Raw genomic sequence first — 13,217 nt, forward strand, 5'->3', positions numbered from 1 at the left:
TTCATTGTTTTTGTTTAGCTTAGGTTCATCGTGTATTCAGGATGCCCGGTGTGCGGGTCGGCCTGTTCACTGGCCTTAACGAACCCTTGAGACAGGTAAAATTGATAACTGGCTTTGTTTTCCTTGTAGACTGAAAGCGTTAATTCAGACCTTTGACCTTTTGCATGAGTGATCAGGGATTTTCCGATTCCCTGCCCTTGAAACTCCGGCAGCACAAAGATTGCAGCCAGAGTATTTTCATACAGTGCGTAAAAGCCAAGAACTTTCCCTCTCTGTTCATATACCCAGCTTTCTGAAGCCGGCAGATAGGTATTCCGCATATTGTCTAACTGAGAACGCCAGAAATCAGCTTCGATAAAATCATGAGCTTTGATTGAAGCATTCAGCCAGATAGTGAGAACAGTATCAGTATCGTTCTCGTTGGATCGTCTAATCATCGGAGAGAATAATTAACAGAGGGTATGGATATAAAAAAGCCCCTGAGTTCAGGGGCTGATGATTTGCGAGGATATCACGAAGTCATGTCATCAAAGAATTTTTTCACGCCATCGAAGAACGACTGCTTCTTCGGTGACTGACGACCAGTGCCTTCTTTTTGGAAGGTTTCTTCCAGTTCCTTCAACAGTTCCTTCTGACGCTCAGTCAATTTAACCGGAGTTTCAACCACCACACGACACATCAGGTCACCGGCACTACCACCTCGTACCGGGATAACACCCTTGCCGCGCAGGCGGAACAGCTTGCCAGTCTGCGTCTCTTCAGGAATCTTCAGTTTCACACGGCCTTCAAGGGTTGGAACTTCCAGTTCTCCGCCCAGGGCTGCATCCACAAAAGTAATGGGTACTTCACAGTACAGGTGTTTGCCGTCGCGCTGGAAGATCGGGTGATCGGCAACACTGACCTGAACATAAAGGTCTCCAGCAGGACCACCATTGCTGCCGGCTTCGCCTTCACCCGCGAGGCGGATGCGGTCGCCTGTATCAACACCCGGTGGAATTTTAACAGACAGAGTCTTGTATTCCTGAACTCGGCCTTCACCGTGACAGGCGTGGCAGGGATCTTTGATCATCTTGCCCGTGCCGCGACAGTCAGGGCAGGTTTGCTGAACAGAGAAGAAGCCTTGTTGCATACGCACCTGGCCAATGCCCCCACAGGTGGTACAACCAACAGGCTGGGTGCCTTTTTTCGCGCCGGAGCCGTCACATTCAGTACAGCTGACCAGCGTAGGAATACGAATTTTTTTGGTGACACCGCGAACGGCCTCTTCAAGGCTCAGTTCCAGCTGATAGCGGAGGTCTGCACCTCTTTGTACAGAGCTGCGGCTGCGGCCACCACCTGCACCGAAAATGTCACCAAAGACATCTCCAAAAATATCGCCAAAGTTACCACCGGCAAAACCGCCAGCCCCGCCCATGCCACCCATGCTTGGGTCAACACCAGCATGGCCATACTGGTCGTAGGCGGCTTTTTTCTGGCCGTCGGAAAGTACTTCGAAAGCTTCATTAATTTCCTTAAAGCTCTCTTCGGCCTCTTTATCACCAGGGTTACGGTCCGGGTGATGCTTCATGGCCATACGACGATAGGCCTTTTTTATGTCCTTGTCCGAAGCGCCCCTGTCTACACCAAGCACTTCGTAATAGTCGCGTTTTGCCATCAGTAAAACCCTGAGCTAACTGCATTCACCAGTCGAGCATGAAAACACAGAACTCACTGGATTCATGGTCAAGTCTGACAAAGCCTTCATTTTTGATATATACGACAACGCGGGAGTTAAACCAATCGCGTCTTTTGGAGCCGTATTGCACTGGTAACCTGAACTGAAATCCATCGTTAATGCTACTTACCATAGTGACGACTATGACTCGTTGCTTCGTTGTCTTTCAATCCAGCTAACCATGCTCATAACGGGGTTAGAAGACTTGATCGGTATTAATCCCGCGTTGTGGCCAATCCAATCATCAGTCATTGATGATTGCCATGGTCTTACTTCTTGTCATCCTTTACTTCTTCAAACTCAGCGTCGACAGCATCGTCTGCAGCGGAGTCGCCTTTGCTGCCTTCGCCACCTTCAGCCTGGGCTCCACCCTGCTGTTGCTGAGCTTCCGCATACATCTTCTGAGTCAGGCCGGCAGACGCTTCAGAAAGAGCCTTGGTTTTAGCATCGATCTCTTCTTTATCGTCACCTTTGGCAGCTACTTCCAGCTCTTCAACGGCTTTGTTGATGGCTGTTTTCTCTTCTTCAGTCGCCTTGTCGCCTGCTTCTTCAAGCATTTTGCGGGTAGCGTGTGCAAGACCGTCGGCCTGGTTACGTGCAGTTGCCAGCTCTTCAAACTTCTTATCGTCTGCGGCGTTGGCTTCTGCATCCTTAACCATCTGATCGATTTCTTCGTCAGACAGACCGGAAGATGCCTTGATGACAATAGACTGTTCTTTACCAGTTGCCTTGTCTTTTGCAGAAACATTCAGAATACCGTTGGCGTCCAGGTCGAAGCTGACTTCGATCTGAGGCATGCCACGCGGTGCAGGAGGAATATCTGCCAGGTCAAAACGACCCAGTGATTTGTTGTGAGTCGCCTGTTTACGTTCACCCTGCAGAACGTGAATGGTCACTGCACCCTGGTTATCGTCTGCGGTAGAGAAGGTCTGTGATTTCTTGGTAGGAATCGTGGTGTTCTTCTCGATCAGCGCAGTCATTACGCCGCCCATGGTCTCGATACCGAGGGTTAGAGGTGTAACGTCCAGCAGCAGAACGTCTTTAACGTCACCCGCCAGAACGGCAGCCTGGATAGAAGCACCCATGGCAACGGCTTCGTCTGGGTTAACGTCCTTACGCGGCTCTTTACCAAAGAACTCAGCCACTTTCTGCTGAACCAGTGGCATACGGGTCTGACCACCCACCAGGATAACTTCGTCGATATCAGACAGATCCAGGTCAGAGTCTTTAACCGCGATACGACATGGCTCCAGGGAACGGGCAACCAGATCTTCCACCAGAGATTCCAGCTTGGAACGGCTAACTTTAACGTTCAGGTGTTTAGGGCCGGTAGCATCAGCAGTGATGTATGGCAGGTTGACGTCAGTCTGCTGAGTAGAAGACAGCTCAATCTTGGCTTTTTCAGCGGCTTCTTTCAGACGCTGCATCGCCAGAGGGTCGCCTTTCAGGTCGATGCCCTGGTCTTTCTTGAATTCGTCTGCAAGGTATTCGATCAAGCGCAGGTCGAAGTCTTCACCACCCAGGAAGGTGTCACCGTTGGTCGCCAGTACTTCAAACTGGTGCTCACCGTCTACGTCGGCGATTTCGATAATGGAAACGTCGAAAGTACCGCCACCCAGGTCATAAACCGCGATGGTCTGGTCGCCTTTCTTCTTGTCCATGCCGTATGCCAGTGCCGCAGCAGTTGGCTCGTTGATAATACGCTTAACGTCCAGACCCGCGATACGGCCGGCGTCTTTAGTGGCCTGACGCTGAGAATCGTTGAAGTAGGCTGGAACAGTGATAACCGCTTCGGTGACTGACTCGCCCAGGTAATCTTCAGCCGTCTTCTTCATTTTCTTCAGAATTTCGGCAGAAATCTGAGGTGGAGCTTTTCTGTCGCCTTTAACCTCAACCCATGCATCGCCGTTTTCAGCTTCGGTGATCTTGTAAGGCACCATCTTGATGTCTTTCTGAACCACTTCATCTTTGAAGCGGCGACCAATCAGGCGCTTGATAGCAAACAGGGTATTGTTAGGGTTGGTTACCGCCTGACGCTTGGCTGGCTGGCCTACCAGAATTTCACCATCGTCAGTGTAAGCGATGATGGAAGGTGTGGTTCGCGCACCTTCAGCGTTTTCAATAACTTTTGCTTTTTCGCCATCCAGGATCGCCACACAGGAGTTGGTGGTGCCCAGGTCAATACCAATGATTTTACCCATTTTTTCTGTCTCCATTGCCTTGAAGCCAAGGCGGAATTCTTTGAAATCAGTGATCGCTTCCCAGTGGTTTCAGCAGATTATGAAGTCTGTTGAAACAGCGTCTATGTGGTGATTACCACGATCTTGGTTTGCTATATGGGAGCGGCATTTTCTTTTTCAAGGGGGCTGCTCCAAGAATCTGGTCCTTAAAACAGCCTTGCAGCGAGATCTACCTTAGGCGGCGCTGGAAACTACAACCATTGCCGGGCGAATAACCCGTCCATTAAGCGTGTAACCTTTCTGGAAGACGTTCATCACCGTGTTAGGCTCCATATCCGGGTTCGGTACCATGGAGATGGCCTGATGAAAGTTCGGGTCAAAAGGCTCGCCTTCCGGGTTTACCTGCAGTACCTGGAATTTTGCGAGCGCATCCAGCAGCTGCTTATGAGTCAGGCGCATGCCTTCCAGCATGGTCTCGTGAGAACCGTCACCCTGCTCGGCACTTTCAATGCCTTTTTCCAGGCTATCAACCACCGGGATCAATTCGTTGACGAACTTTTCCAGTGCAAACTTATGGGCCTTTTCCACATCCTGCTCAGCACGGCGCTTGATATTCATGGCCTCGGCATGAGCCCGCAGAGTCTGGTCTTTTGACTGGGCAAGCTGCTCTTCCAGCTCTTCAATACGTCTCGCGGTATCGTCAATGACCTGTTCTTCGGCTTGCTCTTCTGAAGCAGCCGCTTCCTCCAGAATAGGGTCAACGACTGCTGCTTCAACATCTGCAGAGGTTTCAGCCTCAGTGGCTTCAGGCTTCTCGACCTGATCTTCTGCTTTGGTGTTTTCTACAGTCATTCCAGCGTTTCTCCGGATTTCAATCCAGCCTGACATGCTGGCTGGAGCTTGTCTTCATTTGATAGCCAAGCGTTGTGAACGGTCACTCGGCATAAGTAAACATCAACTGATAGCCTAATATGGGGGTCATGGCTGCTTATTCAAGGGGAAATTTTCTTTACCAATTCAGCTTTTGCGTTTACTGTATAAATAAACAGTAATCCAATATTGTATTGGGATCGTGAGAGCTGCCATGCTGAACCAAATCTCCATCAGCAACTATGCCATCGTTGACCACCTGAACCTGGACATCAATCCCGGAATGACAGCCATTACCGGAGAAACCGGTGCCGGTAAATCCATCATGCTGGATGCTCTCGGACTGGCACTGGGAGGACGGGCCGACAGTGATTGCGTTCGGGATGGTGCTGACCGTGCGGACATTCAAGTCTGTTTTGACCTTGAGCGAATTCCCGTAGCCAGACAGTGGTTGATAGAGAAAGAGTATGACAACTGTCCGAAGTCTGAGCGCTCTAATTACACAGAAGGTTCTGACCAGACTGCAGAATGTATCTTGCGCCGGGTGATTACCCGTGAAGGCCGCTCCCGGGGCTATATCAATGGTACTCCGGTTACGCTTTCTGAATTAAAGTCTCTGGGTGAGCTGTTAATTGATATCCACAGTCAGCATGCCCATCAATCACTGTTAAAAAAGACCAACCATTCTGAGCTGGTGGATCAGTTTGCCGGCTCATTGCCTCTGGCCAGAGAGGTTGCAAGGGTTGCAGCAGCGTATCGTCAGACGCGAGACCAATTGCACAGCCTGTTGTCTGATCAGCAGGAAAGAGAAGAGAAAGTGCAGCTGTTAAGTTACCAGCTGAATGAGTTGGAGCAGCTTGGCCTTCAGCCGGGTGAGGTTGAGTTACTGGAGCAGGAGCACAGGCAGCAGTCTCAGGCTGGTGCAACTCTGACGGCCTGTCATCAGGTAACCCAGATCTGCACCAGTGATGAAGGTGATAACCTTCTACAGCAACTCTCTTCCTGCCTTCATCGTCTGAGTGAGTTGCAGATTGAGCACTCTGCCATCAATAACGCCGTTGACATGCTTTCATCCGCACAGATTCAGGTGGAAGAAGCCGTGGGTGAGTTGAATCATTTTATTGATCACTTCGATGCCGATCCTGCAAGAGCCCGTGAAATTGAAGAGCGGCTCAGTGCCATTTTTGATCTCGCCAGAAAACATCGTGTTCAGCCGGAAGAGCTGCTTGAAAGGCAGCAGCTGATCAGTGAAGAGCTGGAAAAAGTGCAGTGCCATGACGAGCAGGTAGCAGAGCTGGAACTCTCTCTGGAGCAGCTGCAGAAACAACATAATCAGTTAGCAGAAAAGTTATCTGTCAGGCGCAGAACAGCCGCCCGCAAGTTGGAGAAACTAGTTTCAGAGCGAATTGCATTGCTGGGTATGCCCAAAGGGAAGTTCTGTGTTGAGCTGACCGAAATTCCGGAGCGTACCGTTGCTTCCCAGGGGTTTGAGTCTATTGAGTTTCTGGTGACCACCAACCCCGGGCAGGCACCCCGCCCATTAGGGAAGGTGGCCTCTGGTGGTGAATTGTCCCGTATCAGTCTGGCGATACAGGTGATTATTGCCCAGACAGCATCAACACCCACTCTGGTGTTTGATGAGGTGGATGTCGGTATTGGTGGTGGAACTGCAGAAATTGTTGGTAGCATGCTGAGAGAGGTTGGCAAAAGCGGACAGGTGTTGTGTGTTACACATCAGCCTCAGGTGGCTTCCCAGGCTCATCAGCATCTGCATGTCAGTAAGAAAGTCAGCAGGAAAACCTCAAGTACCCGTATTCTTGAGCTGGATGGCGATCATCGTGTTCATGAGATTGCCAGAATGCTGGGCGGTGTTGAGCTGACGGCCCCGACTCTGAGCCATGCCCAGGAAATGTTATTTCAGGCTCAGGCATAATCAACCACAAATATACATGACGATTCTCTGTTACATTCAGCAATAAGCTTTGGCCACAAAGGCACTGAGTCACAGAGGAAAAGCCTTTTCTTTTCTCCATATCTTTTGTCTCTGTGGCAATTTTCTTTCACGGCAAACATTAAAACAAACCCCCGGCAACAAGGGCGGGGGTAAGTCATCTCACAGGTTAGAAAATCTGGCAGCTTCTACCTTTCTTTTACTTTTTCTTCTTTGGACGCACATAGATCACAAGGTTGTGATCAACGATTTCAAAACCGTGCTTTTCAGCAATCGCGTGCTGACGTTTTTCAATCTCGTCATCAATAAACTCGATGACGTCTCCAGTCTCCATACAAACCATATGATCATGATGCTCACCACGGGACAGCTCAAACACTGAGTGACCGCCATCAAAATTATGGCGAACCACAAGGCCTGCACTCTCAAACTGGGTCAGTACCCGATAGACTGTCGCCAGTCCCACATCCTCTTCCGCTTCCAGCAGAGCCTTGTAGACATCTTCCGCAGACAAGTGCTTGTCCTTAGCGGCTTCAAGGATCTGCAGAATCTTTACTCGAGGCAGGGTGACTTTCAATCCTGCTTTGCGCAACTCTTGATTTTCCAACACGTTTCCCTAACCCTTTGCAAGATAATCCTGCTATTATCACATTTTCGTGCAAGTATTTCATTTTTGAGCAAGATAGTGGAAGTCTGAAACCGATGCAAAAAACCACGATCGCCCTGGCCGCCGCACTTTTTTCAACCACCCTGCTGACAGGGTGCGCCAGCTCTACGGACAGTGGTTCGAAGCTTATCAGTTTCCCCGGCGCCTATAAAATTGATATTCAGCAGGGAAATGTCATTACCCAGGAAATGATCAATCAACTCCGCCCTGGAATGACCCGCGCCCAGGTTCAATACGTTATGGGTACTCCATTACTGGAAGATACCTTTAACCGCAACCGCTGGGACTATATCTACAGCCTGCAGCCAGGTGGCAAGGATCGTGAGCAGAAAACAGTAACACTGTTTTTTGAAAACGATCAGCTTCGTTCTATCCAGGGCGACCTCAAACCTGAGAATAATCAGCAGTAGTGACTACTGGTGTGGCTTTGACAATAAGCGTATTCTCAGTTCGCACTTTCCTGTACTGACTTTTTCTGCTTTGCCTGTTCAGCCCTGCGCTTGCGGACCTCTTTTGGGTCGGCAATCAACGGGCGGTAAATCTCGACGCGTTCACCTTCCTTTATAGCCTGCTCTGCTGGTTTGGCTACTGCTTTGCCAAAGATACCCAGTTTGGCCTCATCCAGATTAATTTCCGGAAAGTAGTCAACAATACCCGATTGTTGTACGGCTTCGAGCAGTGTAGTCCCCTGTTTGACCTGAACGGAAATTATTTTCTGTTCATTAGCTCTGGCGTAGGCTACTTCCACGCGGATCTTAGGGTCATCCATCATCATCTCAGCCATAAATCTGCTTCGCTCTCTTGCCAAAGGCATCCACCATGGCGTTCATCATCTGCCCGATCACGGAGCCCAGGGTTGCCTGGGTGAGCTTACTGCTCATCTCGAACTCAAGATCCAGAGAAACCTTGCAGCCGCTTTCTCCCAATGGCTGAAACGTCCAGATGCCAGACAAATGTTTGAATGGCCCTTCCAGCAGTTGCATTTCAATAGACTTCCCGGGCGTCATTTTGTTCCTTGTGGAAAAGCTATGGCGCAAACCAGCTTTGGCAACCTCAAGTGTTGCTTCCAGTCGCTCACCTTCCTGATGATCAATTCGTCCACCAGCACAACCGGGCAGAAATTCGCCATACGCTTCAATATCACTGACCAGATCATACATCTGTTGAGCGGAATACATGACCAGCGCGGAACGGGAAATCCTTGGCATAGAACAGGCCTTTCATAAAAAAGGCCGGATAGGATAACCCATTCCGGCCTCGGATAGACAGATGGTTCTTAGAAGAGAGTAGTGATCAGTACAGTCAGCACACACAATGGCACAACTACGCGGATCATGGCGCGCCACAGGTTGAACACGCCGACACTGAGTCCCAGCTCTTTCATCATGGTTGAACGCTTCATTACCCAACCAGCAAAGACAGAGATCAGCAGACCACCCACAGGTAGCAGAATATTACTGGTGAAGTAATCCAGCAGATCAAAGAAGTTCTTCTCGAACAGGGTGAAGGTCAGGTCACCACTCATGGAGAACACTGTACCCAGGCCAACAAACCAGATGGCAGCGCAGAGAATCACCGTGGCAACCGTACGGCTCAGAGGCGTGCGTTCAATCAACCAAGCCAGTGCCGGTTCAACCAGAGAGATCGCAGAGCTCAGTGCTGCAATCCCCACCAGAACAAAGAACAGGAAGCCAAACAATTCACCCATTGGCATATGAACAAAGGCAGCCGTCAGGGAGACAAACAGCAGGCCGGGGCCAGCAGAAGGCTCCAGACCATAGGCAAATACAATCGGGAATACAATCAGGCCGGAGATAATAGCCATCAGTGTATCCAGCGCCGCAACATTAATGGCGGTTCTCGGAATGGAGTTATTCGCCGGCATATAGGCACCGTAGGCCATCAGACAGCACATACCCAGGCTCAGGGTAAAGAAGGCCTGCCCCAGCGCCGCGACAAAGGCTTCACCAGTCACCTTGGAGAAATCCACAGAGAACATAAAGTTGAAGCCACGCATGAACTGCCCGGTTTCCAGCATACTGTAACCCAGCATGACTAGCAGAAGGGCGAACAGGGCGGGCATCATAACCTGCAGGCCTTTCTCAAGACCTTTGTGAATGCCCCGGGCGGTAATCAACAGCGTTATCAGCATAAAGGTGGTGTGCCAGAAGATCTGACGAGGTGCTGATGACACCAGCCCACCAAAGGCATCACCAACCTGGTCGGTGGTCATACCGTTAAATGCACCAGTGACAATATCCCAGGCGTAGGAAAGCGACCAGCCCGCGATAACACTGTAGAAAGAAAGAATCAGGAATCCAGCAAGCATACCCATCCAGCCAATAATCCCCCAAAGCTTTGAAGCCCCCAGGTCGCTGGTGAGTTTTTTAATGGCGTTCAGTGGACTCAGACGGGTATGACGGCCAATGGCGGTTTCTGCCATCAGTAGTGGAACACCCATAATAGCGATACAGAGCAGGTAGAGCATGACGAAGGCGCCACCACCGTATTGCCCGGCGATGTAAGGAAATTTCCAGATGTTGCCCAGACCGATGGCAGAGCCTGCCGCAGCGAGCAAAAAGGTCCAGCGATTGGCCCAGGTTTTTTTCGATGTCGTTGGATTTTGTCCAGACATGAGTTCCCCAATGAGTCGAATTATTTTATTAACTCAGAGGCCGTTTGAAAGACAGGTAAGGTCAGGACAACGAAAAACAACAATGAAGCTATGTTATGGATAACCCGCTGTAATACAGCAGAGATCATCTTTATCAATCAGGGCCAGTTGTCGAAGACCAGAGCAGTCACACTGCATTTCAGACGGCTTCTTGAACTATTACCACGCGAGAATTTCACGGGAACAACACAATCCCAGTAAATCCTCCAAACCGTGCAACCAGCGATAAAGACTACCTTCAGGGCCTGTTGACGTTTCGTCCTCCGGATGGCCCAGAAAAGTGCCATCTACTTTGTCAGACTTGCTTGATGTAGCGTAACTACGGTTTGCGTAAGTCTTTCGTGCATATGACACTTTTCTGAGCCACTGAGTCTCGTAACGAAACGTCAACAAGCCCTGATAAAACAGCCTGCTGACAGAAGAACGGAGAAGATCAGACAGGGTTGGCAGTCATTGTACCGGTTAGGCATTACATCTCAACCGTTTTTGCCGTCCATATGGTCAAAATAGAGTTTTTTGAATACGGTAGTTATTAAATACAGAAATATTCACTATGCTAAACATTCGTTGATCCGACGCTATTGCTGAAACTGGCCCGGATCCCCCAGAATAAGTGACTTTACATCAAGCTACTCCTATAATCCGCGCCATGGCAAAAAGTTCAAAGAAAGGCAAACAGGGCGATTCATCCATCGTCGTCAACAAGAAAGCCCGTCATGACTATCACATTGACGAAACTTTCGAGGCAGGTCTGTCCCTTGCTGGCTGGGAGGTGAAAAGCCTCCGGCAGGGCAAGGTTCAGCTGGTGGACAGCTACGTCCTGCTGAAAGATGGCGAAGCCTGGCTGATTGGTGCCCAGATCACTCCATTAACCACGGCGTCTACCCATGTGGTAGCGGATCCGCTGCGTGATCGAAAACTGCTGCTCCATCAACGAGAGCTGGCAAGGCTGTTTTCTGAAACCCAGCAGAAGGGCCACACCTGTATCGCTACCAAGCTGTACTGGAAAGGTCATTTGATCAAATGCCAGATTGCACTCGCGCGAGGCAAGAAGGAATTTGATAAACGTGCCGCCACGAAAGAGCGTGAATGGAATATTGAAAAGCAGCGGGTCATGCACCGCGGCTGATAACCCCTTTACCTTTAGGCACACAGTTTCACTGTGTGCCGATAATTTATCCTTATCCTTCTTGATTTTCCTCCTGATATTGCACTCTTTTTAAGCCTTCACCATAAATACACAGAGGTACAAAGAAAAGAAGGGCACGGTTTGTACTACAGGTCGAGTTAGTTCCCATAATCTTGATATTCTCACGAGATCAGCAGAGGCTTTGGAGCCACGACGCAGCCTTCTCATTAGCGCTCTTCGTGTTCTTTGTGGTTCCAAAAAAATGCTCTCGAGATATCCCTTTCTGCCTTTTGATTCCACCTTAGTTTAGAAACTCATGTAAAGGTCAGTTACAGTCTTTTCTCAGAAATATTTAACGACAATAGACTTTTTTAAAGTGTAAAAGTACTTATGTACTAATCACGGTTGCATTTGTTATTCGTTTTTGGCATAAATACGACAGTGTTTTGTTACTGGGGGCGATCAGGATTCGACGACGGTTACGAAACCTAAGGTGCATGTCGAGCGTGTAGTGACGCTCGTAAATCAAAACACTACAAACGTATTAGTTGCTAACGATAATAGCTACCACGGAGCTATGGCTGCCTAATAACAGCCGACTCCCGATCACTCTGTTTTGTCTATTGGGTGGAAATGATCGCAATCGAAAATAGAATCGTCACATCAGTTTTCCTGTAGCTGTTGGATTAAAACCTTTCAGGATCGCGTGGTTCACCCTGACCGTTGGGTCGTGCTGCGTTAATTTAAAAACGGAAGCTAAGCATGTAGAGCCGAAGGCGTAGAGCTGGCGGACGCGGGTTCAAGTCCCGCCGCCTCCACCAAATATAAACCCCGTAGATCATCGATTTACGGGGTTTTTCTCTATATAGGATTTGTTAAATCTGGCAGGGTGTCGAAAATTAATTTCGGTCAATTTTCAATATCTACGACTTTGTCGTTCAAGACTTGTCAGGGGGTTAAGTTCTTCGGCTGCCATGAAGTGGTCGGGGACAAATTAAGCCACATAGGAGGAAACCTCTAAAAACGCCATAACTGTTTGCTTTGCATCATAGAAGAAAAATGAGGTTTGATTTATAAGACACACTTTTGTGTCGCACTGTATGACAAGATATCCCCTGCTATATCTGCTGTTACTCTTGTCTTCGATGGCTCAAGCTATCGGGAGACTCAGTATTGGCAATACAGACCTGCCCCTGGTTGAAACAGAGTGGATACTGGGTCAGCCATCAATATCGACATCAATTGATTTGTGTTTGGTCTCATCTGTTTATTGGGCCTTTAGTGGGTGGAAGCCGGAACCATTCTGGGTGGAAGTACGCCCGAAATCTGCAGGAAATGGATACCATCTAGGGGATAACCAACAAATTCCCGTAACTTTTACCTTTCAGAAGAATGGTGAGGGTGCCAGAGACATCAAAGAAGGACAGCCTTCTGCAAATATCGCTGGTAACAATCAGTGTAATGGAACCAATCTCTATAAGCTAAATGTCACAATGTATGTTGATGGTCATGAATTCTATGGCTCTACATATAGCGGTGCTTTTACCCTCAGGTTAGGTTGGAGTCATGATGGTCAGACGGCAGAAATTGGTTTCGACCTGTCACTTGTCGTGCCGGAGGCGGCGTATGTTTCTGGTTTGGAGCATTTGACTCTTGTCGACTCCGGATCAGGCTGGACTGATGAGAATAACTTTGTCTGTGTATATTCTTCAACCAATAATGCCAAGTATAATGTTGAAGCCTCTGGAGAGAATAGTACAACTGACTTCAAACTGAAGATGGATAATAGTGATGCAGCTCCTATTGACTACACCCTTGAATGGAAAGATAGGAATGGTAGATGGCGAACATTCACTCCAGGAAAAATAATCCAAAACCGGAAGGGAAGTTCTTCTGTGGACTGCCTTGATGGCCATTTATCTGGTGTAAAAGCAACAGCATACCCCGATGGTACCTCTCAGCCAGGTGTGTACCAAGATACGGTGACGATAACGGTTTACCCAAGATAGTAAGGAGCGTCTCGCAAAAAATT

At 49.0% G+C, this 13,217-nt stretch carries 12 protein-coding genes and 1 other RNA gene; 5 read left to right on the forward strand and 8 right to left on the reverse strand.

Annotated elements, in window-relative coordinates; genetic code table 11:
* Positions 1 to 14: 14 nt before the first annotated feature.
* The 4 genes from GV64_RS05270 to grpE all read right to left on the reverse strand — a co-directional run bounded on the left by GV64_RS05270 (position 15) and on the right by grpE (position 4,746).
* A complete protein-coding gene (locus GV64_RS05270; RefSeq protein WP_020581190.1) occupies positions 15 to 437 on the reverse strand; it encodes an N-acetyltransferase in 423 nt (140 codons plus the stop codon).
* A 74-nt stretch (positions 438 to 511) separates the two neighbouring features.
* Positions 512 to 1,654, reverse strand: a complete 1,143-nt coding sequence (dnaJ, locus tag GV64_RS05275; protein ID WP_020581189.1) for a molecular chaperone DnaJ — start codon at positions 1,652 to 1,654, stop codon at positions 512 to 514.
* A 329-nt stretch (positions 1,655 to 1,983) separates the two neighbouring features.
* The gene (gene dnaK / locus GV64_RS05280) at positions 1,984 to 3,915 is read right to left on the reverse strand and encodes a molecular chaperone DnaK (protein ID WP_020581188.1); all 1,932 of its coding nucleotides are present in this window, start codon (positions 3,913 to 3,915) and stop codon (positions 1,984 to 1,986) included.
* Positions 3,916 to 4,128: 213 nt separating this feature from the next.
* On the reverse strand, positions 4,129 to 4,746 hold the full coding sequence (gene grpE, locus GV64_RS05285) for a nucleotide exchange factor GrpE (protein WP_033402705.1): 618 nt from the start codon (positions 4,744 to 4,746) through the stop codon (positions 4,129 to 4,131).
* A 232-nt stretch (positions 4,747 to 4,978) separates the two neighbouring features.
* On the opposite strand from grpE, the gene recN reads away from it, so the two are divergent.
* Positions 4,979 to 6,697 carry a DNA repair protein RecN gene (gene recN / locus GV64_RS05290; RefSeq protein WP_020581185.1) on the forward strand — a complete coding sequence of 573 codons (1,719 nt, stop codon included), beginning with the start codon at positions 4,979 to 4,981 and terminating at the stop codon, positions 6,695 to 6,697.
* Positions 6,698 to 6,914: 217 nt separating this feature from the next.
* Here recN and fur read toward each other — a convergent pair whose 3' ends face one another.
* Entirely contained in the window at positions 6,915 to 7,322 is a 408-nt protein-coding gene (gene fur / locus GV64_RS05295; RefSeq protein WP_033402704.1) for a ferric iron uptake transcriptional regulator, read from the reverse strand.
* Positions 7,323 to 7,417: 95 nt separating this feature from the next.
* On the opposite strand from fur, the gene GV64_RS05300 reads away from it, so the two are divergent.
* Positions 7,418 to 7,792 carry an outer membrane protein assembly factor BamE gene (locus tag GV64_RS05300; protein WP_020581183.1) on the forward strand — a complete coding sequence of 125 codons (375 nt, stop codon included), beginning with the start codon at positions 7,418 to 7,420 and terminating at the stop codon, positions 7,790 to 7,792.
* Between the two features lie 35 nt (positions 7,793 to 7,827).
* Here the strand turns inward: GV64_RS05300 and GV64_RS05305 are convergent, their stop codons facing one another.
* The 3 genes from GV64_RS05305 to GV64_RS05315 form a co-directional block, all read right to left on the reverse strand.
* The gene (locus GV64_RS05305) at positions 7,828 to 8,166 is read right to left on the reverse strand and encodes an RnfH family protein (RefSeq protein WP_020581182.1); all 339 of its coding nucleotides are present in this window, start codon (positions 8,164 to 8,166) and stop codon (positions 7,828 to 7,830) included.
* Positions 8,159 to 8,590: a type II toxin-antitoxin system RatA family toxin gene (locus tag GV64_RS05310; protein WP_026258057.1), complete on the reverse strand. Its 432-nt coding sequence runs from the start codon at positions 8,588 to 8,590 to the stop codon at positions 8,159 to 8,161. The genes GV64_RS05305 and GV64_RS05310 overlap by 8 nt, the downstream gene beginning before the upstream one ends.
* Before the next feature lie 68 nt (positions 8,591 to 8,658).
* Positions 8,659 to 10,017: a sodium-dependent transporter gene (locus GV64_RS05315; RefSeq protein ID WP_020581180.1), complete on the reverse strand. Its 1,359-nt coding sequence runs from the start codon at positions 10,015 to 10,017 to the stop codon at positions 8,659 to 8,661.
* Positions 10,018 to 10,705: 688 nt separating this feature from the next.
* Here GV64_RS05315 and smpB point away from each other — a divergent pair.
* The 3 genes from smpB to GV64_RS05325 all read left to right on the forward strand — a co-directional run bounded on the left by smpB (position 10,706) and on the right by GV64_RS05325 (position 13,194).
* Positions 10,706 to 11,185, forward strand: coding sequence for an SsrA-binding protein SmpB (smpB, locus tag GV64_RS05320; RefSeq protein ID WP_020581179.1), 480 nt, complete (start codon positions 10,706 to 10,708; stop codon positions 11,183 to 11,185).
* 454 nt (positions 11,186 to 11,639) lie between these two features.
* Positions 11,640 to 12,006: a transfer-messenger RNA gene (ssrA, locus tag GV64_RS24155) on the forward strand.
* A gap of 279 nt (positions 12,007 to 12,285) precedes the next feature.
* On the forward strand, positions 12,286 to 13,194 hold the full coding sequence (locus GV64_RS05325) for a hypothetical protein (RefSeq protein WP_152553929.1): 909 nt from the start codon (positions 12,286 to 12,288) through the stop codon (positions 13,192 to 13,194).
* Positions 13,195 to 13,217 lie beyond the last annotated feature (23 nt).

Origin of the sequence: Endozoicomonas elysicola (assembly GCF_000710775.1) — a bacterium.
Lineage (GTDB): Bacteria > Pseudomonadota > Gammaproteobacteria > Pseudomonadales > Endozoicomonadaceae > Endozoicomonas > Endozoicomonas elysicola.

Excerpts from the sequence above, each read along its gene's own strand:
- smpB (WP_020581179.1), top strand. The coding sequence starts at position 10,706 with ATGGCAAAAAGTTCAAAGAAAGGCAAACAGGGCGATTCATCCATCGTC.
- GV64_RS05325 (WP_152553929.1), top strand. The coding sequence starts at position 12,286 with ATGACAAGATATCCCCTGCTATATCTGCTGTTACTCTTGTCTTCGATG.
- GV64_RS05300 (WP_020581183.1), top strand. The coding sequence starts at position 7,418 with ATGCAAAAAACCACGATCGCCCTGGCCGCCGCACTTTTTTCAACCACC.
- GV64_RS05305 (WP_020581182.1), bottom strand. The coding sequence starts at position 8,166 with ATGGCTGAGATGATGATGGATGACCCTAAGATCCGCGTGGAAGTAGCC.
- dnaJ (WP_020581189.1), bottom strand. The coding sequence starts at position 1,654 with ATGGCAAAACGCGACTATTACGAAGTGCTTGGTGTAGACAGGGGCGCT.
- GV64_RS05310 (WP_026258057.1), bottom strand. The coding sequence starts at position 8,590 with ATGCCAAGGATTTCCCGTTCCGCGCTGGTCATGTATTCCGCTCAACAG.
- GV64_RS05315 (WP_020581180.1), bottom strand. The coding sequence starts at position 10,017 with ATGTCTGGACAAAATCCAACGACATCGAAAAAAACCTGGGCCAATCGC.
- recN (WP_020581185.1), top strand. The coding sequence starts at position 4,979 with ATGCTGAACCAAATCTCCATCAGCAACTATGCCATCGTTGACCACCTG.
- dnaK (WP_020581188.1), bottom strand. The coding sequence starts at position 3,915 with ATGGGTAAAATCATTGGTATTGACCTGGGCACCACCAACTCCTGTGTG.
- grpE (WP_033402705.1), bottom strand. The coding sequence starts at position 4,746 with ATGACTGTAGAAAACACCAAAGCAGAAGATCAGGTCGAGAAGCCTGAA.
- GV64_RS05270 (WP_020581190.1), bottom strand. The coding sequence starts at position 437 with ATGATTAGACGATCCAACGAGAACGATACTGATACTGTTCTCACTATC.